We start from the raw sequence: 26999 nt of genomic DNA on the forward strand, positions 1-26999 counted from the left end.
ATTCATTGATTTTGCCAAATCATACTGCGCCAACATTTTGTGGCAGCTCCTGCCTCAGGAGAAGCCGGCGTCTGTGAGGAGAACAGTATGATAGCGATAAAAAAAGCCCTGTATATGACCGTACCGCTTTTGACGGCCATGACATCCGGCGTACAGGCAAATGATGACACTTCTTCCGGCGCCTTCACCATTGGGCTGGGAGGCCACTACACTCCACGATACTCAGGTTCAGACAAGCAGGTATGGCAGGTGGTTCCTGTACTTCAGGGGCGTAACGGCGCTTTCTTTATTGATACGCAGAAAGGGGTGGGATATGACCTGCAGAACGCCAGCGGCTGGTACTTTGAACATACGCTGGGATACGATCTGGGAAGGGCGGATAAAAACGCCAGCTGGCGGGCAGGGGCAAATAATCTGAAAGGGATGGGAGACATTGACGTCTCCCTGAACACGGCCCTTGCCGTCGGCTGGCAGGCTTTTTCCTGGCTAAGTGTTGAAGGCAAAGCGACGCTGCCTTTAACGGACAGCCAGGGGGTAAGCTACCAGGCATCCTTAACGTTGCTCCCTGTACAAACTGACCATGACACGGTCGCCTTTCAAACGGCGGCCCTGTTTGCCGACAACCGTTACCTGAATACCTGGTATGGTGTGGATCCGCAGCAGAGCCAGCGCTCAGGTTATAGCCGCTATTCAGCACCGGGGGGATTTTATGGCATAGACAACAGTCTGACCTGGAGTCACCAGTTTGATGCCCACTGGGGCACGCTCCTGAGCGCTGACTATACCTGGCTTGGGGAGCATGCAAATGAGAGCCCGATCGTGTTACGACGTAACGAGGTGGCACTGACAGTTGCTGTCATTTGGACATTTTAGGACGGAGAAAGCGCGGCGTGCGATTTGCCGGGAAAGGTTAACATTCAGTGAGTCAGCATTGTTTGGCAGATACGGAACCAGAAGCGAGACATGATGTTAACCGCGCCGGAAGGCCGAGCGTGGTCCGCGTGTCCACTCTTTCCGAGCCTTCAGATTTTTACATCCATCAGAATCCAGTGCTTTCGACAGTAAAATTTATTCTTTGAGTTTGTCGTGTTGACTTATTCTGTAAAAAGATTACTTTTCATGACATGAAAAAGATACTTATTATTGTACCCGATGGCGGCATGCTGTTTGAATCCGCCGGTATTGCTGACATTCTGATGCAGGCCAACCGCCTGCACCCGGAAGGTGCCCGGGAAATCTGCTACCAGGTCAAGCTAGCGACAACTCAACCGCATCAGGTTATCCATGGTCAGTCCGGTTTAAATCTGCTGGCCGATCATCGCCTGCATGAGATTGACCCGCGTGAACCCCGCGATACCATCATGATTACCGGCAGAGGTCAAAACCCGCATGAAGGGATGGCGGTGGTTGACTGGCTGCGCCTTGCCGCTCCCCATGCCCGCCGCATAGCCTCCATTTGCGGCGGCGCGATGCTGCTGGCGCAAACCGGACTGCTGGACGGCAGACGGGCCACTACCCACTGGAAACTGCTGGAAACCATGCAGGCGGAATTCCCGCAGGTCCGCGTCGAGGGCGGGCCGCTCTATATTCAGGACGAACATATCTGGACCTCTGGCGGGGTCAGTTCCGGCTTTGATCTTACGCTGGCGCTGGTTGAAGAAGATTACGGCTTCAGCCTGGCGCGCGATATCGCCCAGGACTTCGTCATGTATCTGCGTCGACCCGGAGGCCAGCTACAGTTTAGCCGCTATAACCTTCAGCAGACCACCTCCCAGGGCCCGATTAACGATCTGCTGGCGTGGTTGCTCGAAAACCTCACCGCCGACCTCAGCGTAGATAAGCTGGCGGAAAAAGTCGCCATGAGTCCGCGAAATTTCACCCGCGTCTTTACCCGGGAAACCGGTGCTTCCCCGGCGCGCTACGTCGCGGAAGCCCGCCTGGCCGCCGCACGGCAGCGTTTGGAGCAGACTAACGAGACGCTGGATCGTATCGCCGAGCAAACGGGATTTGGCAGCAGCATTAACCTGCGACGATTGTTTGAAAAACAGCTTAACCTCACTCCAGGTGAATATCGTCAACGATTTCACTGCCGTAAAATGGCGTAAAGTGATCCTTTTTTGTCATTTACGCCAAAACCTATCCGTCCTAATCTGACTCCAGAGATAATAGATAAGGAGTTAATTATGGTAAAGGTCGGCATTAACGGTTTTGGCCGTATCGGACGCAATGTACTGCGCGCAGCACTGGATAATCCGGATATTCAAATTGTGGCGATCAACGATTTGACGGACAGCAAAACGCTGGCGCATCTGCTGAAATATGACTCGCTGCTCGGTAAGCTGGATGCAGAGGTCACCGCTGGTGAAGGGGGGCTTGTTGTTGATGGTAAACCCATTACCGTATTCAGTGAACGCAACCCGGCGAGTATTCCGTGGCGTCAGCGTGAAGTCGACATCGTTATTGAGGCTACAGGATTATTCACTGACCGTGAAAAGGCAGCTGTACATATCCACAGCGGTGGCGCGAAGCGCGTGATTATCTCTGCCCCTGGTAAAAACGATGATTTAACCATTGTGATGGGCGTTAATGAGAGCCTCTACTCCCCGGATAAACACTACGTGATAAGCAACGGAAGCTGCACCACCAATGGTCTTGCACCTGCTGCGCAGGTCCTGCACCAGCATTTCGGTATTAAACATGGTCTGATGAACACCACCCATGCCTACACCAACAGCCAGGCGCTGCACGATCAGCCGGAAAAAGATCTGCGCGGGGCTCGCGCCGCAGCATTGTCGATTGTTCCTTACTCCAGCGGCGCAGCGAAGGCTCTGGGTAAAGTTATTCCTGAGCTGGATGGCCGTTTAACGGGCTACTCGCTACGCGTCCCTGTGCCGGTGGTGTCCATTGTTGACCTGACCGTCACGCTTGAGCGAGATGTGACGGTTGAAGAGGTGAACATTGCTTTTCGCGAAGCCGCCGCAACGGGACCTTTGAAAGGGATCCTTGGTTATAGCGATGAACCACTCGTCTCCAGCGATTACCAGGGAGACCCACACTCGTCGATTATCGACGGCCTATCAACGCTGGTGATTGGCGGTAATATGGTCAAAATTCTGGCGTGGTACGACAATGAATGGGGATTCTCTAATCGTCTCGTTGACCTGGCATTGATGATGGCAAAGCGTGAAAGCTAATCCACTGTGCATTTTTATTCATCTGTAAAAGTATACGCAATTCAGCTGGATGAATAGTGGCCACAAAGGATAACGATTATCATTCATAGATTAAACATAACAAATCTATTTGACCGCGATATAAAAGCATAAATGCCCGAGAGAGCATTTATGCTTTCGGTGATGAACGGAATTGCGATATGTTGTGGCCAGTTGCTACCTGGTGGTAGCTAATCAACGCAAACTATTCAAGGGAAAGGGGAGTTGCGACAGAACCTGTCAACATGGAAGCCGGCTGCGTTGGGCGAAGGTGCCATTTATCTTCAGTACACCATTCAACTTCAGCTGGCGCCTCTGTTTATGGACGCGATTGGAACTCGCCATTCGAGTGCGTAAACGATGCTGGCGCCTTTTTGAGAATCACGTCTGTGGCTGATAAAGGCCTGGTTGATACACACTACAGACTGCGCGCTATCAACTTAGCATTTCATCTGGCATCCCGTGACGCGCTCGGTCAGAAAATGCAACAGGCAGTAAGATATGCTGGACAGTACAAGCTGCAGGTGTGCCTGAATGAATTAACCTGGCAGTTACTGTAGGAGAACAGGCTGTAGTGGGCGAAGTGATTGTTAAAAGCCATACGACGTTATTGAGCAAGACAATGCATTTAACATAATATACATTATGCGCACTAATATTGTGGTGGCTAAGTTGTAAGGTTTTCTCCTGGATAAGTTACTCGTAGATTCACCATCGCACTGGTCTACGTCGACGATGCGACGAGTCGCCTGATGCAGCTTCGCTTCGTGAAATCGGAATCGACCTTCACCTATTTTGAAGCCACCAGGGGCTATCTGAAAAAGCATGGCAAACCACTGGCATTGTATAGCGACAAAGCCAGCGTCTTCAGAATCAACAATAAAAATGCCACCGGCGGCGATGGTTATACCCAGTTTGGCCGTGCGATTATGGCTGATTACAACCGACGTTTTGCGAAAGCGCCCCGGCATGACTTTGATGTGCATCGGCCACTTGAGAATGACGATGATATGGCCGCATCTTTCACATGGCGGGAACCGCGTCGTGTTTCAAAATCCCTGACGGTGCAGTATGAAAAAGTACTCTATCTGATTGAAGATAATGAGTTAAGCCGCCGATCTATTGGAAAGTACATTGAGGTCTGGCATTACCCGGATGGCCGGAAAGAACTCCGGCTAAACGGAGTCATCCTTCCCTACTCCACTTATGATCGTCTTCAGGAAATTGATCATGTCCGCTTTGAGCGAAGAGCGGACAGTGGCTTTACCCTTTCGGTAAAACTTAACTGGAAGGTTTCGATACGACACCAGACCCGCTAAACAACATGCGGATACCGAGGCCTATCATGACAACGCCTGTAAATCGTTCCTGCCATTTGATAAAGCCTGGGTGTTTACTTAGCCAGTTTCCAAATGTCCCTGATGCCATCGCGACTGATCCCAGGGAAATAATTCCTGCCAGCTTCTGGATACTACCCAGAACAAGCAATTGCAGCCAGACAGGACCCGCGGCAGGATCGACAAACTGAGGAAGAAAAGCGAACATGAACAGCAGGGATTTTGGGTTAGTCAGGCTGTTCAGGGCGCCTTCCTTAACGGCACTCCAGTCAGAAATTTTGGCAGTTTTTCGCAGCCGCGTATCTGTGCCTGAAGTCGCAATCATTTTTATGCCCAGCCACATCAGATAAGCCGCACCAGCCCACCGTAACAGATCTAGCGCGACTGGGCAGGCATGAACAACGGTTACCAGCCCCAGGACCAGAAATGAAACTTGCACAAAACCCGCTACAAATACATTGCCCAGTACCGTAAGCAGTGCGATACGTCTTCCCTGACCGACGCCTCGGGCAATAGTCAGCATCATGTCTGGCCCCGGAGAAATCTCCAGAAGCGTCAGCGCGAGAAGAAAAGTGATAAACGTTTCGATAGAAGGCATCGTGGTGGAGTCCGGAAAAATATTTCCGCTACGTTATCTCAGTCCGATTCGAGCCGAAAGCGGAATGTACTGGAGCGTCAGCTTTTGGCACAGAGCAGACAAGCTACCTGAGTTGAAGGTCCGCTATGAGCGAGAAGCGGACGTTTGCCATTTTGTCCTGTAAATTCGTAACTTAATCAGGAAATTGCAATACCCCTTGCCCTCAGGCTACGTCTATTTGAATTGATGGCTTCCAGTAGGCGAAGGCGGCTTTCGCTGAGATGAACGGCGAGTAATTCTGCCGCTTTTTCAGTCTTCTGCGACCTAAGCGCAGCTATTATCTCTTGATGATCCTCCCATGCGGGATTCGATGGTGCTTTGTCGAGCCATCGTGCCCGTGAAAGCCGGCGCAGGGCATCACTTACCCCTTCGAAAATAAACGCATTCTGACAAAGACGGGCTAGCTGTAGATGGAATCGTGTCCCGACATCGTCCATCATCTCTTCTGATATATCAGCAGTATTCGTTTTAAGCAGGTTTTCCAGACCATTGAGTTGTTCTTCCGTCATCTGGCTGGCTGATAGTTTTAATGCTGCCACTTCCAGTACTTCCCGATAAATACACAGCTGTTCAACTTCACCGACATCGATCGGTGCCACTAACCAGCGTAGCCCGTCACGACAGACCAGACCTTCTGACTCCATTTTTTGTAATGCGGCCCGCACAGGCGTCCGGGATGCGTTAAACGTTGCTTCAGCCCAGCGCTCGGTAATCCGTTCTCCTGGTCCCAGATCCATGCTGAGTATCAGTTTTCTCAGTTGGTTTTCAACTTCTGATGCCTGACTCATAACGACAATGTTCTCCCGTAAATTGACAGTAAGATGCGCAATCGATATGGTATACCAATATGGTATACCAGAAAAGAGTGTTTCTATGACCCAATTCTATAACAGCTTCTGGCAGCGAAACCTACTCGTTTGCTTCATTGGCTCATTCTCAACCGTCTTCGCAATGACCCTTATGCTGCCATTCCTGCCTTTGTATGTCGAAGAGCTGGGTGTTAGCGGGCATGCCGCGGTCGTTCAATGGTCTGGTGTAGCATTCAGCGCAACGTTTATCACTGCCGGGTTGATCGCCCCCGTTTGGGGGAAACTCGGTGACAGATATGGACGCAAGTCAATGCTAGTAAGAGCCAGTCTTGGCATGGCGGTTACTGTTTCGCTTATGGGGCTGGTGACAAATATATGGCAACTTGTCGGACTAAGGTTGCTAGTTGGCCTGGCGGGAGGCTACTCATCCGGCGCAACAATTCTTATCGCAGTCCAGGCTCCCAGAGGCCGTGCAGCCTGGGCGCTGGGGATTGTTTCATCCGGTGTAATGGCTGGAAATCTTGTCGGTCCACTTGCGGGAGGATGGCTTCCTGGCCTGATCGGTATTCGAACTACGTTTTTCTGTGCAGGTGCGCTGATATTTCTGTCCTTTATCATGACCCTCACCCTCATTCGCGAAAAGGTGCAAAAGCCTGAGGATACAGTGGCAAAAACGGGAGTGAGCTGGTCCCAGTTGCATGCCCGTACTGTGGTTATCTGCATGCTTTGCACCGGTCTGCTGCTGATGCTGGCCAATATGTCGATAGAGCCCATTATCACGGTCTACGTGCGCACTCTCGTCAGTGAGGCTTCTCAGATAACAAAAGTTGCGGGATATGTGATGGCAGCAGCGGCTCTGGGGAGCATTATTTCCGCCTCATGGCTTGGAAAAGTGGCAGACAGGATAGGACATTTACGCATTATCACGCTGGCGCTGACTGCGGCCGGTGTATTGCTGATCCCTCAGGCATTTGTCACCTCCGGGTGGCAACTGATTGCCCTGCGTTTCCTGATGGGACTGGCGCTCGGCGGCTTATTGCCTTGTATTGCAGCAGTGATACGCCACCGCGTACCAGAAAGTATGGTGGGCAGCATTCTAGGCTATTCCGTCGCAGCGCAGTTCGCAGGCCAGTTCATCGGGCCACTGATTGGCGGCTTTGTCGGCGGGCATGTCGGTATGCGAGCCGTATTTCTGGCAACCAGCTGCATCCTGCTAACCGGAGCTGCCTGGAACTTTAAAATACATCGCCAGTCAGCAACGCGCTGACTGACTTCATTACCCGTCATCTACAATCTTCGGAAATTTTATGTCAAATCAACTCAGTAACATCAGTAAAAACAGCGCTCTTCTGGTGATGGATTTTCAGACGATCATTCTTAACAATTTCCTCCCGCAAGAAAGCGCTGGAATCATTATCAGCAATACCGCATCACTGATAGCCGCTGCACGCACGGCAGGCATACCGGTCATTTATGTCAGTGTCGGATTCCGCAAGGGGTATCCAGAGGTCAGTAAAAACAACACGATCTTCTCTTCGATTAAAGAGAATGGAATTTTTATGGCTGACAACGAGAACACGGCTATTCATGCTGATGTCGCTCCGACAAAAAATGAGGTCGTCATCGTTAAGCGCAGAGTCGGAGCTTTCTCGTTTACCGAACTTGATATGATCCTACGTGCTCAAGGCATTGAAAACCTGATTCTTACCGGTGTGACTACCAGTGGTGTGGTGCTTTCTACAGTCGGGCAAGCTTTTGACCTGGATTACCGCCTTATCGTTGTGAGTGATTGCTGCGCCGATCCAGATCATGACACCAATATGTTTTTACTTGAAAAAATTCTACCTCAACACGCGTTCGTTACCAGTTCATCTGAAATATCAGAAGGATGGGCATAAAAATATGAATTTCTGACGTCAAAATAAACGCAGTGTACTGAGAAGAGATGACTGGGAATGCCCGGTCATCTGAACGTCCGCTCATGGCACAGAGCGGAAATTTCATCTTTGCCCTGCCCCGGACATCTGAACTATTACGCTGATGTTGGCCCGACAGTACGCCAGCTGATGACACAACTGCTTTATGGATCCCTGGCAAGTTACGGCCGCGCGTACATCAACCACGCCCGCGTCGGGCCTGTACCACAGAGCTCATCCAAATTGATGTCTGCGGGCATCACGGGTTCGAGTGATCGTAATACGCTTATCGCCCTCCTCCATTTGTCAATATGTGTGCTTTCTGTTGACCTAATTTGACAATTGGTGACCAGGCAGTAATTATCATGTTAATTACTGACCAGGCAGCTATCATGAATACCCCAATCGACTCTTCCCATAAAAACCTGCATCTGGGTTTGCTTTTCCATCTGGCAAACCAGTTTAAGGACCTGCTTATCGGCCATTACTTTGCCGATAGCGGCATTACCGCACCGCAATTTAAAGTATTGATTAATATCTTTAAAGGTAACACCAGCCCGGCAGAAATCTGCAAGAGCCTGCAGATGGATACCGGGGCAATGAGCCGTATGGTTGCACGTATGGTGAAGAACGACCTGGTCGAGCGCCGCCCGAATCCGCACGACAAGCGCCAGGTGATCCTGGCCCTGACGGCAAAAGGTCAGACGCTGTGCAATACGTTTCAGAATGAAGCACGGAATACCATCCTCGCGGACTTAACGGCGCGTCTGACGCCCGAAGAATCCCGGCAGCTCGCAGATATTCTTATCAAAATGCTGCCCGATGAATTCACGGCCCCCCATCGCTAATTAAGGTCACCGGTTATGTCTATGGAAAATAACGCGCCTCCCTCGGACAAACGCCCAGGCAAGCGTACAAGAAACTTCGCCATTTTATTGCTGATCCTGATCCTCGCGGCAGGAGGCTGTCTGGCCTGGTATCTGCTTTACGCCCGCTATTACGAGAGCACCGACGATGCTTACGTCAACGGAAATCAGGTCACCCTGACACCGCAAATCACCGGTACCGTGACTCAGGTGACCGTGGATGAAGGCGATTATGTCGAAAAAGGCCAGCCCCTGGTTCTGCTGGACCCAAGCGATACCGCCATCGCCCTGCAGCAGGCAGAAGCCAGCCTCGCCAGCACAGTGCGTCAGGTGCGTGGCCTCTACAGCACCGCCGACAACTACCGTGCACAAGTTGCTGCCAAAAAAGTAGCCCTGCAAACAGCGAAAAGTGACTACGTGCGCCGGGAAAAAATTGTCAGTTCCGGCGCCATTGCGGTGGAAGATCTGGCGCACTACCGTGATGCCGTGACCAGCGCGCAAAGCGATTTACTGGCTGCAGAGCAAGCGCTTAAAACCAATCAGGCGATGGTTGATGACACCGTGGTGGATAACCATCCTGAAGTCAAAACCGCCGTTGCGACGCTGCGCCAACGCTATCTCGATAACTCCCGCAGCACCATTGTTGCGCCCGTCAGTGGTTACGTCGCTAAACGTGCTGTGCAGCTCGGGATGCGTGTCACCTCCGGCACCACGCTGCTTGCCATCGTGCCGCTGAATGAAGTGTGGGTGGATGCCAACTTTAAAGAGAGCCAAATGCGGGACATGCGCATTGGGCAAAAAGTAGAGCTGAATGCGGATCTCTATGGCGATAACGTGAAATATCACGGCACCATCGAAAGTCTCGGCATAGGTACCGGTAGCGCATTCTCACTGTTGCCAGCCCAGAACGCCAGCGGCAACTGGATCAAAATCGTCCAACGCCTGCCGGTACGCATCACGCTTGATCCACATGACATGCAGAAGCATCCGCTGCGTGTGGGTCTGTCGATGAACGCTGAGGTGGATATCCGCAATCAGGGTGGTCACCTTCTGCCACAAAAAACCGTCGAACAGCCGCGATTCCGTACCGATGTGTATGAAACGCCAATGGAAGCAGCCGATAAACTGGTGGCGAAAATCCTTCATGACAACACCAGCGCTGTAGCCCAGCGCTAAGAGAGAAGCTATGTCAGAGCCGAAGGCAGCCTTTACGCCCCCCAGCCTGTTCCTGGCGACGCTTGCCCTGTCGCTGGCGACCTTTATGCAGGTGCTGGACTCCACCATCGCCAACGTGGCGCTGCCGACTATCTCCGGCAACCTGGGCGTTAGCGCCGATCAGGGGACATGGGTTATCACCTCTTTTGCGGTGTGTAACGCTATTGCTCTACCGTTGACAGGCTGGTTTACCCGCCGATTCGGGCAACTGCGGTTGTTTATCGCCTCGGTGATGTTCTTTACCCTGACATCATTTCTGTGCGGCTTCGCCCACAGCATGACGGAGCTCATCATCTTCCGTGCGCTGCAGGGCTTTTTCGCCGGGCCGATGTTCCCGATGTGTCAGACGCTGTTGCTGGTTATCTTCCCGCCGATGAAACGCAGCATGGCGCTGGCGCTGCTGTCGATGGTGACCGTGGTGGCGCCTATCGTGGGGCCTATCACCGGCGGCTGGCTTACCGATAACTACTCCTGGCCGTGGATCTTCTACATCAACGTGCCGATTGGGATTTTCGCCTCTATCGTGGTCTGGTCGCAGCTGCGCATGCGTGAAGAAACAACGCAGTCATCGCCTGTCGACTATATTGGCATCGCGCTGTTGGTGCTTGGCGTGGGCCTACTGCAGGTGGTGCTGGATAAGGGCAACGACGAAGACTGGTTCTCTTCTACGCCCATTATCGTGATGTCTATTGTCTCGGCGATCAGCCTGATTTGCTTTGTGATGTGGGAGCTGGACGAACGTCACCCGATTGTGAACCTGCGTCTGTTCAAAGACCGCAACTTCGCCATCGGCACGTTGGCGCTGATGCTGGGCTATGCCGCGTTCTTTGCCATCAACATTATTCTGCCGCAGTGGTTGCAGACCCAGATGGGCTACACGGCTATCTGGGCTGGCCTCGCCGCTGCGCCGATGGGCTTCTTACCACTGGTGCTGACGCCGGTTATCGGACGTTACGCCACCAAAGTGGATTTGCGAATTTTATGCTCAGTGTCATTCCTGACAATGGGGGCATCCTGTCTGATGCGCGCGCAGTTCAATACTGACGTGGATTTCCGCACCATCGCCAGCGTGCAGATGTTTATGGGGATTGGCGTGGCCTTCTTCTTCATGCCGCTGACCACCATTGTGCTGTCGAATCTGCACGGTAACGAAGTGGCGGAAGGCTCAGGACTGGCCACGTTCTTTCGCGTACTCGGCGGCTCCTTTGCCTCATCGTTAACCACATGGATCTGGCAGCGCCGTGAAGTTTTCCACCACGCGAATCTGACCGAGAGCGTGACACAGTACAACCCGGCGGCTATGGATTACGTAAATAAGATGGGTGGCCCGACGCAGCAGCATCTTGCGATGATTGACCAGGTGGTTACCCAGCAGGCCTACATGATGTCGACAATCGACTATTTCTGGGTGCTCGGCTGGGGCTTTATGGCGCTGATTATCATCATCTGGTTCACCCGCCCGCCGTTCGTGAAATCGGGTATGCCAGGCGCCCCCGCAACAGGTCACTAAACTGAAATTCACACGGGCAAACTTCGCTGAACGAGCACTGTGTACGGATGGCACTATCGAGCGCCGGGCCAGTGCCTCTTCCCTGCCCTTTATCACGTAAGACCGCCTGGAACGGGTTCTGGAGATGATAAGAGTGTTGAATAACATTGACCCCAATTCTGATAACGGTGTTTGACGTTTACTGCTCAGTTATTTCGCAGCGGCGTCTGCCCAACAGCTGATAACAATTGTCGAGTCCACGGATGGCGTGGCGCCTGAAAAATTTGATCCACACTGCCGCTTTCGACTACCTCGCCGTCTTTCATCACCACAATACGATGACTCATATGCTGCACCACGCCCAGATCATGAGAGATAAACAGCATTGACAGATGCAAACGGCGTTGCAACGCTACCAATAAATCCAACACTTGCGCCTGGGTGGTGACATCCAGCGCCGACACCGGCTCGTCGCAAATCAGAATATCCGGCTCGCAGGCCAGGGCCTGGGCAATGGCGATACGTTGCCGCTGCCCACCGGAAAGCGTGGCCGGACGTCGCGTCAACAGATCGGGACTTAAACCAACCAGCGCCAGCAACGCCTGCGCACGTGACAACCGGTCCGCGGCTGTGAGCGTCGTATGCAGGCGCAGAGGCTGTTGCAGCAATTGCGCCACGTTATATTGCGGATTAAATGAACCCAGCGGATCCTGCACAATCGTCTGGATACGCGCCCGCAACGGCTGCCGCTGACGTTCTGTCAGCCTGCTCCATGGTTGCCCAGCGAGAAGGATCTCGCCCTGTTGCGGTGCCTGCAGCGCCAGCGCCAGTTTGCCTAGCGTGGTCTTCCCGCTACCGGATTCGCCCACAATGCCCAGCGTTTCGCCCTGCGCGACCTCTAACGTCACCTGATTGACGGCCTGCAAGCGACGGCCATCCGGCAAAACATACGCCAGTGATACGTTATCGGCAGCCAGCACGGGTGTGGTGCTGTCGGTACTGATGTTCTCCCGCACTACCGTTTGACCCAGCGGATCGTTTCCTGTTAACCACTTCCCACGCGTGCCGGCAGAGGGAATGGCCGCCAGCAGACGGCGGGTATAAGGGTGTTGCGGTGTATGCAGCACCTGCCGCACCTTGCCGCTCTCCACCGCTTTTCCCTGCCGCATCACCACCACACGGTCGGCAATATCCGCCACCACCGACAAATCATGGGTGATCAGCAGCACGCCATGCCCCGCATCCGCCAGGGCCCTGAATACATTCAAAACTTGTTTTTGTACGGTGGCATCCAGTGCGGTAGTAGGTTCATCGGCAATGAGTAATCGCGGCCCCGCCGCCAGCGCCGATGCGATGAGCGCACGTTGGCGCAGGCCACCGGAGAGTTCATGTGCGTACTGCGCCATCCGGTTATGCGGATCGGGGATGCCGGTTTGCGTTAACAGCTCCGCCACGCGTTCGCGAACTGCCGCCCCCCGTTCCAGGCGGTGCGTCAACAACGGCTCCGCGACTTCCTGACCAATCCGGCGCATCGGATCAAGCGAGGTCAGTGCATCCTGCAAAACAAAACCAATTTCGCGCCCGCGTAGTTGCTGCCAACGGCGGGCATCGCACGCCAGTAAATTCTGCGACAGGCCATCGTGCCCCTGCAATATCAGGGACTCGGCGCGAACAGCCGCCCCGGCTCCCGCCAGCCCGACTAATGTCCGGGCCGTGACGGATTTACCCGAACCGGACTCGCCCACTAAAGCCAGGACTTCACCGGCATGCACGTCAAACGATAAGGCGTTAACCGCCTCAATCACCCCCTGCGGAGAGGGGAAGCTGACGCTCAGTTGCGCCACCTGTAACAGCGGTTGCTGGAAGGTCTCTGTAGTCATGCGATCCCGCCTTTGGCAATAAGGGTTTGAACACGTCGGCCCAACAGCGTAATGGCAATCACCGACAGCGCGACAACGCTGGCGGGCAGCAGGCTGACCCACGGGGCGCTATCGAGAAAATTACGTCCCTCAGAGAGCAATGCGCCCCACTCCGCCGTCGGCGGAGTCACCCCAAGTCCAAGGAAACTGAGGGCCGAGGCGGATAATATGGAATACCCTATCCCCACCGTTGCCAGTACCAGCAGCGGGCGCAGCGTATTGGGCACAATATGGCGCAAAATAATCACCATTGGCGGCTCTCCCAGCGCCACCGCATGCTGCACATACCCCGATAACCTGACCTGCAACACTTGCGCGCGCACCAGCCTGGCATAGCCAGCAATGCCGGCCAGTCCGACCGCCAGCAGGGTATTCTCTGGCCCACGCCCCAACACCGTGATAGCCAGCAGCGCCAACAGCAAATCGGGGAACGCCAGCATAATGTCCAGTAGTCGCACGAGTAACTGCCGTACCGCCCTGGGCGCAAGACCTGCCAGTGTCCCCAGCACAATACCGCCCGCACTGGCAATCAGGGTCGCGCCGACCCCAATGCTCAGCGACAGCGAGGTGCCATACACCGCGCGGGTAAACACATCACGCCCCAACTGGTCGGTACCGAACCAGTGTCTGAGGTCTGGCGGCTGCAAAATCGCGCTGAAATCCATCTGTTCGGGGGTGTACGGTGTGAATAGCGATGGAAAAAACACCGCCACCACGAGCAGTAGCACCAGTAACAACGGAATGCTGGTACCCGGCGCCAGCCACGGGTTACGATAGCGCCCCCTGTCGCGGCGGGCCACCCGCAGTAAAAGATCACTCATCAACATGCCCTCGCAGACGTAGACGGGGATCGATCAGTAAATAAAGGGTATCAATCAGTAGGTTAATCACCACAAACGACAGCGCAGAGAACATCACCACCCCCAGCACCAGAGGCATGTCGCGGTTCTCGATTGCCCCGAGAGTGATTTGTCCCAGGCCCGCCCGGCCAAACACCGTTTCGGTCAGAATTGAGCCGCCTAATACGCTGGCCAGCAGCGTCCCCGTCAGCGTCGACACCGCCAGCGAGGCATGGCGCAACGCATGCCGTAAGCGCAGCGTAGTTTCACTCACCCCTCGCGTACGCACGGTCATGGCGAACGGCTGCGAAAGCGCCTCCTCCAGCCCATCACGCAGCACCTGGCTGAGTGTCGCAGCCAGCGGCAGGCTGAGCGTCACCACCGGCAACACAAGGGCGATCCAGCCATCGTTACCGGTCACCGGAAACCATTGCAGTTTGAAACTGAAGATGCTCAACAACACGATGCCGATCCAGTACACCGGTGTGCTAAGCAGCATCAGCTCCAAGCCGGCAAGCAGAGACCGCAGACGCGGATGACGTCCGGCTGTCAGTAATGCGTTAAATACCGCCAGTACCAGCGCCAGCGCCAGGGCGCTGACGGCCAGCGGCACCGTCTCTTTCAAGGCTGCGCTAATCACCTGCACAACAGGCTGGCGATACTGGTAACTCACGCCAAGGTTGCCCGTCAGCGCCTCACCACAGTAGCGCAAATATTGCCACCACAGTGGCTTATCCAGGCCGAACTGGCGGGTCAGCGTCTCGCGAAAATTATCATCCACAACGCTGTTGGCGCTGCCTATCAGAATCGCCACAGGATCGCCGGGGATCAGTTTTACCGCAACAAAGGTCAGCGTTGCCGCGCCCCACAGCACGGCGAAAATGGTCAGCAGGCGCTTGCCTGCTGCCAGCAGCTTAGCGTTGGATCCAGACATCATAGAAATTCGGCTTCGCGTTCGTGGCCCAGCTAATGCCCTGCACCTGTTTGGCTTTCCCTAACTGATATGCCGGGATGTAAATTGGCACCGCCCAGGCCTGATCGATAATCTGGTGCTGGATGGCATAGTAGATGCGTTTACGCTCGGCTTCGCTGGCACCGACAGCGGTTTCCAGTTGGCTATCCAGCGCTTTTACGCGGCTGAAGTTGTTCCCCTTCGGCGGAATATAGTTGGAGTGGAAAACGGTACGCAGGATGTCCGGCTCCGGGCGAACAAAATAGTTCGAGATAATGTCGTACTGGTTAGCCGCCGTGCGGCTGCTGAGAATGCCTGAATCCACCGGATCGAGTTTCAGTTCAAAACCGACTTGTTTTACCTGGTATTGAATTGCCTGGAACAGCGTCACGTCAGCGGCTTCGACATCGTTTGAAGAGTAGGTAAATTGCACAGTAAGGCGTTTACCCTCCTTGACCCGGTAGCCTTCGCTATCGGTTTGCTGCCAGCCGGCTTCATCCAGAAGACGGCGGGCTTTTTGCAGATCAAACCCCCACTGGCTGGCAATGGCCGGATCGTAATCCAGCGTCGCTGGTCCAAGAATATTGTCGGCAGGTTTCAGGATGCCAAAGAACGCGGCTTTAACGGCAGTGGTGCGATCGATGGCGCTCTGGAAGGCCTGCCGCACTTTCAGGTCGCTGAAGATCCCTGTGTCGCTATTCAAATAAAGGACGCGTGGAACGCCGGGGTTTTCCCTGGTGATCACATCCAGCTTCGGGTTATTTTTTACCTGCGCATAATTCACCGGCGGAATGGCATCGATCACCTGTACCTGCCCGCTATTCAGCGCGCCTAGCCGCACCGCTGACTCCGGCAGGTACTTAAATTCGATCTTATCCAGCCATGCCGGGCCTTTGTGGGTGGCATAGCCCGGGCCCCAGTTGTAATCGGCGCGCTTGCTGAGTTTACTCCCGCTGCCTTTGACAAACGATTCGAGGATATAGGGACCGGAACCGACCACGGTATTGCTGGTATTCGCCGTTTTCTGCAGATAAGTCGGTGACTGAATACCGAGATACGGCAAGCTCAGCCCCTGCAGCAGCGGTGCGAAAGGCGTTTTATAGCGGATCACCACGGTGTACTCATCTGGCGTAGTGATCGCGTCAATCGGCCCCAACAACGATTTGGAGTAACTGAAGGTGGTTTTCGGATCGAGTATGCGTTCAAAGTTATATTTTACCGCCGCAGCATCCAGTTTCGTGCCATCACTAAAAGTCACATCCTTGCGAAGATGGAAGGTGTATTCGCGGTTATTGTTGTTAATTTCCCAGCGTTCAGCCAGCCATGGAGTAAAGCTGTTATCTTCCGCCTGGCCGACCAGAGAATCCACGACGTTACGCGTAACCAGAGCGGTGACGGAATAAGCGGTAATAGAGGGGTCAATAATCGGGGTATCGCTGCCCAGAGCGACCGTCAGCACACCCCCCGCGACAGGTTTATCCTGCGCGAGAGCGGTGAAGCTGGCAGTAAGCGTTAGCGCGGAAAGCAGACTGATGCGCAATAAACTGTTCTGTGAATAAATGCTTCGTTTCATCCCTTATCCTTGGCCTGGTTTTTGTTAAATATCTTGCAATTAAAGTCCATTGTAGGGGGAGAGCCGCCGGCGAGTAACGATGGATAATTTATATCGATTTCTGAAAATAGCTTTTGCTTCAGGGGGAAGAAAAGAAAAAAGAGAGCCCCGAGCTACAGGCTCCAAATAAAATAATATAAACTCTCTACCGCCATTATTTCTCTCAAAAGAGTCAGAGGGCAGCTAAATTAACCCTCCGACTTTATTAAGATAAAAATGTGAAATAAGAATCGGCATTAACGGTAATGGTAAGTTTCGCCAACAAGACGCAGAACGTCGAGATATAACCGGTATTCAGGAGGCGCCGCGTCCGGCGCCCCCTGTGATCCACCTCGCGGCTACTCCTCGTACGCCGCGTGATGGAAATCAATTTCCCACTGCAGCACCTCGCCGTAAAGCGCCGATAACGCCTGCTTTTCGTCTTCACTCAGCGCCATGGCGCAGCGGTCGAGTTCGTTCTTTAGCCAGAGAGCCTGCTGATAAAATTCGTCCTCCGCGTGCATTTCCACCCAGCGTCGTAAATCAGCATCGCTCTGATAATGTTCGCTCGCCCGTCGGCACCAGCAAGAGTACATCCACTCCGCACCGAACATCAGGGTCACAATCTGCTCATAGCTGCCCTCGCGGGCGGTCCGCAGCATACCGTCGCGAAAGCGCCGTACCCCGGGCAAATCATCCGGGAACTCAGCGGGATCGATCTGCCGCGCTGACAACACCTGTTCAAACCACGCGATCTGTATATCAACCAGGGCATTCAGCACGCCAATCAGCCAGCGCTGCTGTTGAATACCCGGCGCTTTGCTGACCCCGAGGGCAAAAATCGCGATTGCCGTCGCGACAAAGTTGCCCTCAAACACCAGATAGCGGTTGAAGGCGGCTGTCGGCAGACGATCCTGTTCGATATCAGTCACAAATGGGTGCTGCTGCATCGCCTGCCAAGCCGGTTGATGTTCGCGCAGCAGGCGTTCGCTAAACGCTTCCATTACGCTTCCTCCAGCGCGGCCTGCGCGACCGACATAAAATGCTTCACCCGGGCCAGCTCAACATCGTTCCACCAGACGCCATCGACCTTCATTGTACTGGCCACAATGACCCCCTGAGTCCGCCCGAGGATCTGCTTCACGTTAGCCGGCGTCACCCCGGAACCCACCAGGAGCGGCAGTTCCGTCGCCGCGCGGATCTCGTCAATTTCCCCCATCGTGGCGCTATCGCCCGTACGCTGGCCGGTGGCGATCACCGCGTCAGCCTCGAAGAAATCGACATCGCGCGTCAGCTCCTGAATCGAACGATCGGCGACAATGGCATGGCTACCGTGCTTAACGTGGCTATCGGCAAAAACGCGAATATGTTCAGCGCGCAGCATACTGCGGTAGCGCAGCGCCTTAGCGGCCGCCCCTTCAATAAATCCTTCGTTGGCGATATAGGCGTTGGCCCACTGGTTTACGCGGACGAAATCGGCGCCTCCCGCCAGAGCGATCGCCATTGCCGGGATCGCCGCGTTAGCCAGGACGTTAATACCCAGCGGCACAGCAAAACGCTCACGAACTTTCTCGGTAATGACTGCCATCAGCGCTGAGGTTTCATGGCCGATGTCCTCAGGTTTAGAGAAAGGAATATCGCCATGGTTTTCAATAATCAGACCATGAACACCACCTGAAATATAATTTTCAGCATCGCGAAGTGCACGTTCAACAATATCAGAGACTGATTTTCCTCGATATTTTGGCGAACCAGGAAATGGGTCGCAATGAATAACACCAATAACAGCTTTTCTTCGTGAAAAAATAGCTTGTATTGCATTCGTTTTTTCTGCTGAGATAGCAACCATCTTATCCATCCTGTTAAGGGAACACTATGCGTGTTTACGTTACTGGTAATATTACCGTAGATGAAACCTGGTCCATTCCGGATATACCGAAAAAAGGGGCTTCCATTCACGGCGTTAAAGTCTCGCAGGATATCGGCGGTAAAGGCGCGAACCAGGCGATTATATTATCCCGCTGCGGAATAGAAACGCGTTTAATTGCCGCCACGGGAAATGACAGCAACGGCGCGTGGATCCGCCGACAGATAAAAAATGAACCACTGACGCTACTCCCCGACGGCCATTTCAATCAACATAGCGATACCTCGATTATTTTAAATAGCGCTGATGGCGACAACGCCATCATTACCACTACGGCGGCTGCCGATACATTCAGCCTGGATGAAATTATTCCGCATATGGCGGATGCCGTCGCTGGCGATATTCTGCTACAGCAGGGCAATTTCTCGCTCGATAAAACGCGGGCGCTGTTCCAGTACGCCAGAAGCCGCGGCATGACGACGGTATTCAACCCCTCACCTGTCAATCCTGACTTTTGCCATCTGTGGCCGCTCATCGACATCGCGGTGGTCAATGAATCCGAGGCCGAGCTGCTCCAGCCATACGGGGTGAAAACCTTAGTGATTACCCAGGGCGCCGCAGGCGCCTGGCTGGTCCAGGAGGGCCTGCGTCAGTTTTGTCCCGCCGTGCCCGCCGAGGCGCTTGACACTACCGGCGCGGGCGACACGTTCCTCGCCGTCATGCTGGCCTCTGCCCTGCTGCGCGGCGTCGCGCCGGATGCGCTGGCGCTGGCGCACGCCAGTCGCGCTGCCGCCATTACCGTTAGCCGCCGGGGGACGCTCAGCGCGTTTCCCGGCAGCCGTGAGCTCGCCGCCCTGTTAACCACGGACGGCGCGCGCTGACCTACTTAAACAGCGGACGGTATGAATCGACGTTCGCTTTGGTCACCACCGTCGCCGGAACCAGAATGGTTTTCGGCACGGTTTTACCCGACGTGATGCTGTTCAGCGCATTCAGGGCTTCGGCGCCCATCTTTTCCGGGTCCTGCTGCAGTACGGCGGTGACGTAGCCGCCGTCAATACCGGAAATCGCCTTCGCCGTCAGATCCCAGCCAAAGACTTTAATATCTTTCTGCCGCCCCTGGTTTTCTACGGCGGCGATAGCGCCGAGCAGCGCGGGTTCGCCGGTGGCATAAATCGCTGTCAGATCCGGGTTACCGGTGATCAGGTTTTCCGCCGCGGTCATCGCTTTATCCTGCACGTTCTGCCCGTCGACCACGTTAGCGATAGTAATCTTCGGATTGCTTTTCAGCGTCTCTTCGAACCCTTTCTGCCGCTGGTTCTGAATGGCCGAATTCAGCGCACCGACAATACCCAGTCGCGCCTGGCCGCCCATCTCTTTCTGCACGTAGTCCACGAAGTAATGACCAATAATTCTGCCGCCTTCAATATTATCAACGCCGACCTGAGCTGCCTGTGGCCCGGCCGGTAATACGGCATCAATCGCAATCACCGGAATGTTTGCGGCGGCGGCTTCTTTAACCGCTGGCATGATCCCGTTAACGTCGATAGCAGCAACCAGAATGCCTTTAACGCCTTGCTGAATATAGTTTTCTATCGCGTCGTTTTGCGCCACGGGATTATCGTTAGAGTTAAAAATAACTAAATCCTTGCCACTGGCTTTGGCCGCATCCTGTGCGCCTTTATTCATCAGATTAAAGAACAGCGCCTGTTGGTTGATTTGTACCAGCGCATAAGTCGGACCGGCAGCGCTGGCGGCAGAAATAAAACTCATTGATGCCAGCAAGGTCGTGGCGACAGCAAGTAAACGCAGTTTTCCGGTGTGAAATAACATCATCAGTATCCTCGTCGGGAATAGTTGATAGCCAGCAGAGTTCCGCGCCGCATGCGAACGCAGAAGGATTATTTTTTTGGCGGGCAAATATCGTCTATATCGCCAGAACAATCACTGAACGTTCGGCGGATACCTGCTTAATGTCATCCCGGCAACCGGTCCGTGTCGGTGCGCGACTGGAATAACTTAAACGGGGTTGGGAATGACTTCCCGGATGATGCGGTAAACTGCCTATACAATTCTCTGCTGATTAAAATTTGTCAAGCATTTATTTTTGGTGATTGCGCGCAGAGAAATTGCTGTATCCACCGCGCTTAACTATGTTACAGATAGCCGATTCTGGCAGAAATGGCGCAGGAAATGAGTATAAAACGCGTATTGTTATCCGATGTGGCAAAGCTGGCCGGGCTGTCGAAGGCGACTCTGTCGCGCTATATGAACAACAGTATTGTGCTGCCGCAGGACACCATCGACCGCATCGAAACCGCCATTCGCGAACTGGACTATCGCGGCAATAGCCTGGCACGCCGTCTTAGCAAAGGCGGCAGCGAAACGCTTGGCCTGGTGCTTCCCGATATTACCAACCCCTTCTTTGCCGAACTGGCCGACGCTGCCGAAGAGGCCGCTTCTGCCAGCGGCTACAGCCTGGTGCTGTGTATCACCCGCAACAACCCGGAAAAAGAGTGCCAGTTCATCCGCTGGCTGGATACCTGCCAGGTCGACGGTCTGCTGTTCACCACCAACCGCCCCGATAACGGCCTGCTGCGCAAGGAGGTCCAGCGACACGAACGCATTGTCCTGCTGGATGAAGATATTCCCGGCAGTAAGGTACCGAAAGTGTTTGCCGATAACGTCCAGGGCGGGCGGATCGCCACTGAAAAACTGATCGCCGCCGGGCATCGCCATATCGCTTTCGTCGGTGGCCCTGACAAGCTGATGAGCGTCCGCGAGCGCTATCAGGGCTTTTGCACCGCGATGGAGCAAGCGGGCCTGAGCTGGCCGCCCGAATGGGTGATGTATGGCGACTACCAGCGCGAGTTTGGCCAGCAGGCGCTGCGGTACCTGTTCAGCCAACCGGTTCGCCCTACCGCCGTCTTCGCCGCCAGCGACTATCTGGTGCTCGGTCTGCTCGACGGCTTGCGCGCCAGCGGGCTCCAGGCGCCGGAAGCGCTTTCGTTAGTCGGCTTCGATGACGCCAATTATGCCGATTTTACCCAGCCGCGGATCTCCACTATCCGTCAGCCCGCCCGCGAACTGGGCCGCACCGCGGTGAACATCATGATGCGCCTGCTGAACGACGATCCGGATATTCCCGCGGAAACCCGCCTGCCGGTTGAATGGATTGGCCGCGACTCGATCAAGATCTGTTAAGCCCGTCCCAAAATGGCGCAAAAGCGCCCGCTTTTGGCGCAAAAAACGATCAATTAACAATTTATTCACTATAATCAGTAAACCGGTTTACCGGATTGTATTCAATTAAGTGTATTGAATACATAAGGTTAAGTTACAGGGCTGCTGTGTGGTTCCTGCCCTGGCACGGATGCTGCAACGTTCTTACTGGCGAACAAATATCTTACATAGCGTTTGTCCTGACTGCCCTGGCGAGTGCTCTATTCCGCAGGTAAACCGGTTTACTAGATTGTAAACCGTGTCGGGTAGAGTCCCTCCCGCAGGATGGCGAACATTTTCCCGGCCACAGCGATGGGAGTTATCAGATGCAGCAGCCACAAACTACCCCGCCAAGGGTGGAGATGATCAATATCACCAAGACCTACGGGTCGATACGCTCATTGCGCGGAGTCAACCTTGAGCTGGCCCCGGGCGAAGTGCTGGGCTTAGTGGGCGATAACGGCGCGGGGAAATCCACCCTGACCAAAGTGCTCTCTGGCGCGGTGATCCCCTCCAGCGGCACGATTCGTATCGACGGTGAACAGCAGCAGTTTACGAATCCGGCCGATTCGCGCCGTTGCCATATCGAGATGGTCTACCAGGATCTGTCGCTCTGCGACACGGTAGACGTCGCAGGCAATCTGTTTATGGGCCGTGAGCCGATGAAATCGCTCCTCGGCATCCCCTTTCTCGACGAGGCCAAAATGCACGCCGATGCCAGGGAGATGCTTAAAGGGCTCGGGATCTCCATTCCGGATACTCGCCTGCTGGTGCGAAATCTCTCCGGCGGCCAGCGCCAGGCTATTGCCATCGCCCGCGCCGCGGCCTTTGACCCGAAAGTACTGATTATGGATGAACCCACCGCCGCACTGGCCGTCGCGGAAGTTGAAGCGGTTCTGGAGCTCATTCGCCGCGTTTCCGCTCGCGGGGTGAGCGTGATTCTGATTACCCACCGCCTGCAGGACCTGTTCCTGGTCTGTGACCGGATCATGGTGATGTATGAAGGTACCAACGTCGCCGACAGACGGGTGTCCGACACCAGCCTGAGCGATATCGTTAACCTGATTGTGGGCGAAAAATTCACCGCCCGCTCTGCGGCAGCACATTGAGGTAACAGGATGAGTATCATGAACTTAAGCAGCTCACGCATGATCCAGCATTCGCTGCCGCGCCGCCTGCTGCATAACCACTCAGGCGTGGTCAGCATCGCGCTCTTTTTCGTCTTCTGCTGCGTGGTGTTTTCGCTGATCACCAGCAACTTTCTCACCGGCACCAACTGGCTCAACATTATCCGTCAGAGCGCCCCGCTGCTGATCGTCGCGACGGCAATGACCCTGGTCATTACCACCGGCGGTATCGATCTGTCGGTGGGCTCCACCCTGGCGCTGGTCGGCGCACTCTCCGCTATCGCCCTGAATAACTGGGGGCTGCCGTGGCCGGTGGTACTCCTCGGCGGCCTGCTGCTCGGCGGATTCGTTGGCGCCATCAACGGCTTCTTTATTGCCTATGAAGGCATTCCGGCGTTTATCGTCACGCTCGCCACCCTGGCCGTGGTTCGCGGTATCGCGCTGCTGGTCACCCAGGGCTACTCGATTCCGGTGCCGGCTGACAGCCTGTTTACCTTTATCGGACGCGCGTGGGTAGTTGGTATCCCTATGCCCGCGCTGATCGGCATGATGATTCTGGTGATCGGGCATATCGTTCTCAACCATATGCGCTTTGGCCGTTACGTGACCGCTATCGGCGCCAACGCCGAAGGCGCTCGACGCAGCGGTATTAACACCAAAGCGGTGACCATGAAGGTCTATATCATCAGCGGAATGGCCGCCGCGCTGGCGGGGATGATCATTACCGCACGCCTCGGCAGCGGCTCCTCCAACCAGGGCGAAGGCTTTGAACTGCAGGTCATTGCTGCCGTTGTGCTAGGCAGCACCAGTCTGTTTGGCGGCTTCGGGACTATTATTGGCACGCTGCTGGGCGCACTGTCGATTGCGGTCATTCAGAACGGGCTGATCCTGTCGCATATTTCGCCGTTTTACACCCAGATAGCCACCGGCACCATTATCCTGCTGGCTATCTGGCTGAACACCCGCATTCTCAACCCGACGCGCTCCGCGGCAAAAGGATAGCTGATGAAAGGATCAATTTTTCGCCATCCCTCCCCGCTGCCGGTCGGCGTCAGCAGCGGTTACGTGATGACTGTGCTTGGCCCGCTGCCGATTAACGAAATGGGCGTTACCCTGATGCATGAGCATATTCTGCTGGATGCCTCCGGCAAATGGGTGCCGCCCTGCTGCTGTAGCGATCGCCATCTTGCCGAAATGCCGGTGAAAATGGAAAACCTTGGCGAACTGTCGCTCAACCCGCTGATGAGCCGCGATAACTGTCAGCTGTTTGATGTTGACGTTGCGATTGACGAGCTGACTAAATATCGCGCCCTTGGCGGAGAAACGGTGGTCGACCCGACCAATATCGGCATTGGCCGCGATCCGAAAGCGCTGGCGCGCATCGCGCGTCTGACCGGTCTAAACATCATTATGGGGACCGGGCTCTATCTGGAACCTTCGCACCCCGAGTGGGTAAAAATCAGCAGCGTCGAACAACTGACTGAACGGCTGATTTACGATCTTGGCGGCGCGGAGGAGAAACCGGAGGTGCTCGCCGGACTTATCGGCGAAATCGGTATCTCCAGCCGCTTTACGCCGGATGAGGAGAAATCCCTGCGCGCTGCGGGTCGGGCCAGCGCCGCGACCGGCGTGCCGATCGAGGTCCATCTGCCTGGCTGGGAGCGGCTGGGCCATCGGGTGCTGGATATTCTCGAGCAGGAAGGCGCCGATTTGCGCCATACCGTGCTGTGCCATATGAATCCCAGCTTTGCCGATAAGTGCTACCAGCGCGAACTGGCGCAGCGCGGGGCGTTTCTTGAGTACGACATGATCGGCATGAGCTATTACTACGCCGACGAATCGGCGCAGTCGCCCTCCGACGAGGAGAATGCCCGTGCGATCCGCGAGCTGATTGACGACGGCTATATCCAGCAAATTCTGCTGTCGCAGGACGTCTTCCTGAAAACCATGCTCACCCGCTACGGCGGCCACGGTTACGGCTACATACTCAAGCATTTTGTTCCGCGTCTGCGGCGCCACGGCGTCAGCGGCGAACAACTTGAAACCTTAATGATTGGAAACCCCCAGCGGGTCTTTGGCGGATAAAAGGAAACGTCATCATGCAGAAAAAAATCTTACTGGTCGGTGAGTCCTGGACCAGCACGTCAACGCACGTTAAAGGCTTCGACCAGTTTGCCACCGCCACCTGGCACACCGGCGCAACGGACTTTCTGGCCGCGCTCGCCGACAGTCCCTATGCCATTACCTATATGCCCGCCCACGCGGCGGCGACCGACTTTCCGCTGACGCTGGAAGCGCTGCAGGAGTGGGATGCGATTATTCTCTCGGACATTGGCGCCAATACGCTGCTGCTGCATCCGGACACCTGGCTGAAGAGCCGCCGAACCGCCAACCGTTTAACGCTCCTGCATGATTACGTGGCTGGCGGGGGGGCGCTGATGATGATCGGCGGCTATTACAGCTTCCAGGGAATCAACGGTGGCGCGCGCTACCGCCATACCGCGGTGGAGAAAGTGTTGCCGGTACGCTGCCTGGCCTGGGACGATCGCATTGAAACCCCGGAAGGCTGCTATGCCGAAGTGACGGAGTCTCACCCCCTGTTTAACGATATTCCGGGCGAATGGCCGTGGCTGCTGGGCTATAACGAAGTTGAAATGCACCCGGAAGGCAAACTGCTGGCGACCGTGGCCGGCACCGGTCATCCGCTGCTGGCTGTTCGCGAATATCAGCAGGGTCGCTCGCTGGTGTGGACCAGCGATATGTCAGCGCACTGGCTGCCGGAAGAGTTTGCCAAATGGCCCGGCTATCGCCAGCTGTGGATTAACTGCCTCGACTGGCTGACGGAACGCCGCTGATGACCACGACCCTTGAGCTCGCCCGGCAGCTGCTGGGCTTTAACACCATTAACCCGCCGGGCAGTGAAGTCGACTGCATGCGGTTCTTCGCCGACTGGCTTGACGATAGCGGTTTTGAGGTTTCGCTGTCGTCGTTCGGCGAGGGACGCTGCAATCTTATCGCCAGCCTTCCCGGGGCGAAGCGCGGTAAACCGCTGGCCTTTACCGGCCATCTGGATACCGTCCCGCTGGGAAATGCCCGCTGGCAGTACGATCCTTTTGGCTCGCAGATGGAAGACGGGCGTCTTTATGGCCGCGGATCCAGCGATATGAAAGCGGCGATAGCGGCGTTTGCCGTCGCCTGCGTTCATCAGCGGGAAGCGATCCTCGCCGGACGCGGCGCGGTATTGTTGATAACCGGCGGAGAAGAGACCGGTTGCGACGGCGCGCGGGCGCTGATCGCCTCCGCAACGTTGCCGGAGGTGGGCGCGCTGATCGTCGGTGAGCCCACCGCCAACTATCCGGTTATCGGCCATAAAGGCGCGCTCTGGCTACGCTGCGAAACGCGGGGGAAAACCGCCCACGGCGCGATGCCGGAGCTGGGGATCAATGCTATCTATCTTGCGGCGGATGCGTTGGGTAAGATTCAGCATTTTTCGCCAGGCGCGCCGCATCCGCTAATGAAGCAACCCACCCTCAACGTCGGACGCATAGAAGGCGGACTCAATATTAATTCCGTACCGGACCGCACGCGTTTTGATGTCGATATCCGCAGCGCGCCCAATTTACAGCACGCCACTATCCGGGAGCGCTTGACGACGCTGCTTGGCGAAAGCGTCACCGTCTCCACGCTGGTCGACCTGCCCGCCGTCCTCAGCCGGGAGGATCACGCGTGGATTAAGCAGGTTTACCAACGCTGTCAGCCGCTGCACGCTGAGCCGATTGCGCCGCGCGTGGTGCCCTACTTTACCGACGCCTCGCTGCTGCTGCCTGCATTGGGCGATCCGCCCTGTATTATTCTCGGCCCCGGCGAGCCGTCGATGGCGCATCAAACCGACGAATACTGCCTGCTCAGCCGACTGGCGGAGGCAGAACAGCTATACGGTGACATCATTCGCGACTGGATGGCATCACCGCCCGCGACGAAAGTAAAAAATGAGTGACACT

23 protein-coding genes and 3 pseudogenes are annotated in these 26999 nt (G+C 55.2%); 16 read left to right on the top strand and 10 right to left on the bottom strand.

Features of this window, described 5'->3' with window-relative positions; all coding sequences use genetic code 11:
* The first annotated feature begins 87 nt into the window (after nt 1–87).
* The 3 genes from CWM61_RS00310 (at nt 88) to gap (ending at nt 3194) form a co-directional block, all read left to right on the top strand.
* The gene (locus tag CWM61_RS00310; protein WP_074385853.1) at nt 88–873 is read left to right on the top strand and encodes a MipA/OmpV family protein; all 786 of its coding nucleotides are present in this window, start codon (nt 88–90) and stop codon (nt 871–873) included.
* 251 nt (nt 874–1124) lie between these two features.
* Complete coding sequence (locus CWM61_RS00315) at nt 1125–2105, top strand: GlxA family transcriptional regulator (protein WP_100630428.1); 981 nt, start codon at nt 1125–1127, stop codon at nt 2103–2105.
* 78 nt (nt 2106–2183) lie between these two features.
* Entirely contained in the window at nt 2184–3194 is a 1011-nt protein-coding gene (gene gap, locus CWM61_RS00320) for a type I glyceraldehyde-3-phosphate dehydrogenase (RefSeq protein ID WP_100630430.1), read from the top strand.
* A 453-nt stretch (nt 3195–3647) separates the two neighbouring features.
* Here the strand turns inward: gap and CWM61_RS28930 are convergent.
* A pseudogene (locus tag CWM61_RS28930) lies at nt 3648–3813 on the bottom strand (hypothetical protein).
* Nucleotides 3814–3928: 115 nt separating this feature from the next.
* On the opposite strand from CWM61_RS28930, the pseudogene CWM61_RS00325 reads away from it, so the two are divergent.
* Nucleotides 3929–4441 (top strand): annotated as a pseudogene (locus CWM61_RS00325) (ISNCY family transposase); the annotation flags it as partial.
* A 52-nt stretch (nt 4442–4493) separates the two neighbouring features.
* On the opposite strand, the gene CWM61_RS00330 reads toward CWM61_RS00325, so the two are convergent.
* On the bottom strand, nt 4494–5147 hold the full coding sequence (locus tag CWM61_RS00330) for a LysE family translocator (RefSeq protein WP_042947498.1): 654 nt from the start codon (nt 5145–5147) through the stop codon (nt 4494–4496).
* Nucleotides 5148–5323: 176 nt separating this feature from the next.
* Nucleotides 5324–5974, bottom strand: a complete 651-nt coding sequence (locus CWM61_RS00335; protein WP_074385850.1) for a GntR family transcriptional regulator — start codon at nt 5972–5974, stop codon at nt 5324–5326.
* An 85-nt stretch (nt 5975–6059) separates the two neighbouring features.
* Here CWM61_RS00335 and CWM61_RS00340 point away from each other — a divergent pair, with 85 nt between their 5' ends.
* The 5 genes and pseudogenes from CWM61_RS00340 (at nt 6060) to CWM61_RS00360 (ending at nt 11502) form a co-directional block, all read left to right on the top strand.
* Nucleotides 6060–7262 carry an MFS transporter gene (locus CWM61_RS00340; protein WP_074385849.1) on the top strand — a complete coding sequence of 401 codons (1203 nt, stop codon included), beginning with the start codon at nt 6060–6062 and terminating at the stop codon, nt 7260–7262.
* 40 nt (nt 7263–7302) lie between these two features.
* Nucleotides 7303–7909, top strand: a pseudogene (locus CWM61_RS00345) (cysteine hydrolase family protein).
* Nucleotides 7910–8303: 394 nt separating this feature from the next.
* The gene (locus tag CWM61_RS00350; protein WP_100630432.1) at nt 8304–8759 is read left to right on the top strand and encodes a MarR family winged helix-turn-helix transcriptional regulator; all 456 of its coding nucleotides are present in this window, start codon (nt 8304–8306) and stop codon (nt 8757–8759) included.
* Nucleotides 8760–8774: 15 nt separating this feature from the next.
* Nucleotides 8775–9953, top strand: a complete 1179-nt coding sequence (locus CWM61_RS00355; RefSeq protein WP_176713412.1) for an efflux RND transporter periplasmic adaptor subunit — start codon at nt 8775–8777, stop codon at nt 9951–9953.
* A gap of 10 nt (nt 9954–9963) precedes the next feature.
* Nucleotides 9964–11502 (top strand): DHA2 family efflux MFS transporter permease subunit, encoded by a 1539-nt coding sequence (locus CWM61_RS00360; protein WP_061154586.1) that lies wholly within the window; start codon nt 9964–9966, stop codon nt 11500–11502.
* 185 nt (nt 11503–11687) lie between these two features.
* On the opposite strand, the gene CWM61_RS00365 is transcribed toward CWM61_RS00360, so the two are convergent.
* The 6 genes from CWM61_RS00365 to CWM61_RS00390 all read right to left on the bottom strand — a co-directional run bounded on the left by CWM61_RS00365 (nt 11688) and on the right by CWM61_RS00390 (nt 18631).
* Nucleotides 11688–13361 (bottom strand): dipeptide ABC transporter ATP-binding protein, encoded by a 1674-nt coding sequence (locus tag CWM61_RS00365; protein ID WP_100630433.1) that lies wholly within the window; start codon nt 13359–13361, stop codon nt 11688–11690.
* Nucleotides 13358–14221: an ABC transporter permease gene (locus CWM61_RS00370; protein ID WP_100630435.1), complete on the bottom strand. Its 864-nt coding sequence runs from the start codon at nt 14219–14221 to the stop codon at nt 13358–13360. Before CWM61_RS00370 ends, CWM61_RS00365 begins: the two co-directional genes overlap by 4 nt.
* Entirely contained in the window at nt 14214–15176 is a 963-nt protein-coding gene (locus CWM61_RS00375; protein WP_100630437.1) for an ABC transporter permease, read from the bottom strand. The genes CWM61_RS00370 and CWM61_RS00375 overlap by 8 nt, the downstream gene beginning before the upstream one ends.
* Nucleotides 15154–16764 (bottom strand): ABC transporter substrate-binding protein, encoded by a 1611-nt coding sequence (locus CWM61_RS00380; RefSeq protein ID WP_100630439.1) that lies wholly within the window; start codon nt 16762–16764, stop codon nt 15154–15156. Before CWM61_RS00380 ends, CWM61_RS00375 begins: the two co-directional genes overlap by 23 nt.
* Before the next feature lie 377 nt (nt 16765–17141).
* Entirely contained in the window at nt 17142–17786 is a 645-nt protein-coding gene (locus CWM61_RS00385; protein ID WP_100630440.1) for a TenA family protein, read from the bottom strand.
* Nucleotides 17786–18631 carry a BtpA/SgcQ family protein gene (locus CWM61_RS00390; protein ID WP_100630442.1) on the bottom strand — a complete coding sequence of 282 codons (846 nt, stop codon included), beginning with the start codon at nt 18629–18631 and terminating at the stop codon, nt 17786–17788. Before CWM61_RS00390 ends, CWM61_RS00385 begins: the two co-directional genes overlap by 1 nt.
* A gap of 26 nt (nt 18632–18657) precedes the next feature.
* On the opposite strand from CWM61_RS00390, the gene CWM61_RS00395 reads away from it, so the two are divergent.
* Nucleotides 18658–19530 carry a PfkB family carbohydrate kinase gene (locus tag CWM61_RS00395; protein WP_100630444.1) on the top strand — a complete coding sequence of 291 codons (873 nt, stop codon included), beginning with the start codon at nt 18658–18660 and terminating at the stop codon, nt 19528–19530.
* A gap of 1 nt (nt 19531) precedes the next feature.
* Here CWM61_RS00395 and CWM61_RS00400 read toward each other — a convergent pair whose 3' ends face one another.
* The gene (locus CWM61_RS00400) at nt 19532–20485 is read right to left on the bottom strand and encodes a substrate-binding domain-containing protein (RefSeq protein ID WP_100630446.1); all 954 of its coding nucleotides are present in this window, start codon (nt 20483–20485) and stop codon (nt 19532–19534) included.
* 345 nt (nt 20486–20830) lie between these two features.
* Between CWM61_RS00400 and CWM61_RS00405 the strand changes: the two genes are divergently transcribed.
* From CWM61_RS00405 to CWM61_RS00430, 6 genes are all read left to right on the top strand, one after another.
* Entirely contained in the window at nt 20831–21853 is a 1023-nt protein-coding gene (locus tag CWM61_RS00405; protein WP_004190069.1) for a LacI family DNA-binding transcriptional regulator, read from the top strand.
* Between the two features lie 380 nt (nt 21854–22233).
* On the top strand, nt 22234–22980 hold the full coding sequence (locus tag CWM61_RS00410; RefSeq protein WP_165784150.1) for an ATP-binding cassette domain-containing protein: 747 nt from the start codon (nt 22234–22236) through the stop codon (nt 22978–22980).
* 18 nt (nt 22981–22998) lie between these two features.
* Complete coding sequence (locus CWM61_RS00415; protein ID WP_016161045.1) at nt 22999–24000, top strand: ABC transporter permease; 1002 nt, start codon at nt 22999–23001, stop codon at nt 23998–24000.
* A gap of 3 nt (nt 24001–24003) precedes the next feature.
* Nucleotides 24004–25083, top strand: coding sequence for a phosphotriesterase (locus CWM61_RS00420; protein ID WP_100630448.1), 1080 nt, complete (start codon nt 24004–24006; stop codon nt 25081–25083).
* Nucleotides 25084–25097: 14 nt separating this feature from the next.
* Nucleotides 25098–25853: a glutamine amidotransferase gene (locus CWM61_RS00425; RefSeq protein ID WP_008804865.1), complete on the top strand. Its 756-nt coding sequence runs from the start codon at nt 25098–25100 to the stop codon at nt 25851–25853.
* On the top strand, nt 25853–26995 hold the full coding sequence (locus CWM61_RS00430; RefSeq protein ID WP_074385840.1) for a M20 family metallopeptidase: 1143 nt from the start codon (nt 25853–25855) through the stop codon (nt 26993–26995). The genes CWM61_RS00425 and CWM61_RS00430 overlap by 1 nt, the downstream gene beginning before the upstream one ends.
* Nucleotides 26996–26999 lie beyond the last annotated feature (4 nt).

The sequence above is a fragment of the Klebsiella sp. K-Nf6 genome (assembly GCF_002806655.1).
Lineage (GTDB): Bacteria > Pseudomonadota > Gammaproteobacteria > Enterobacterales > Enterobacteriaceae > Klebsiella > Klebsiella variicola.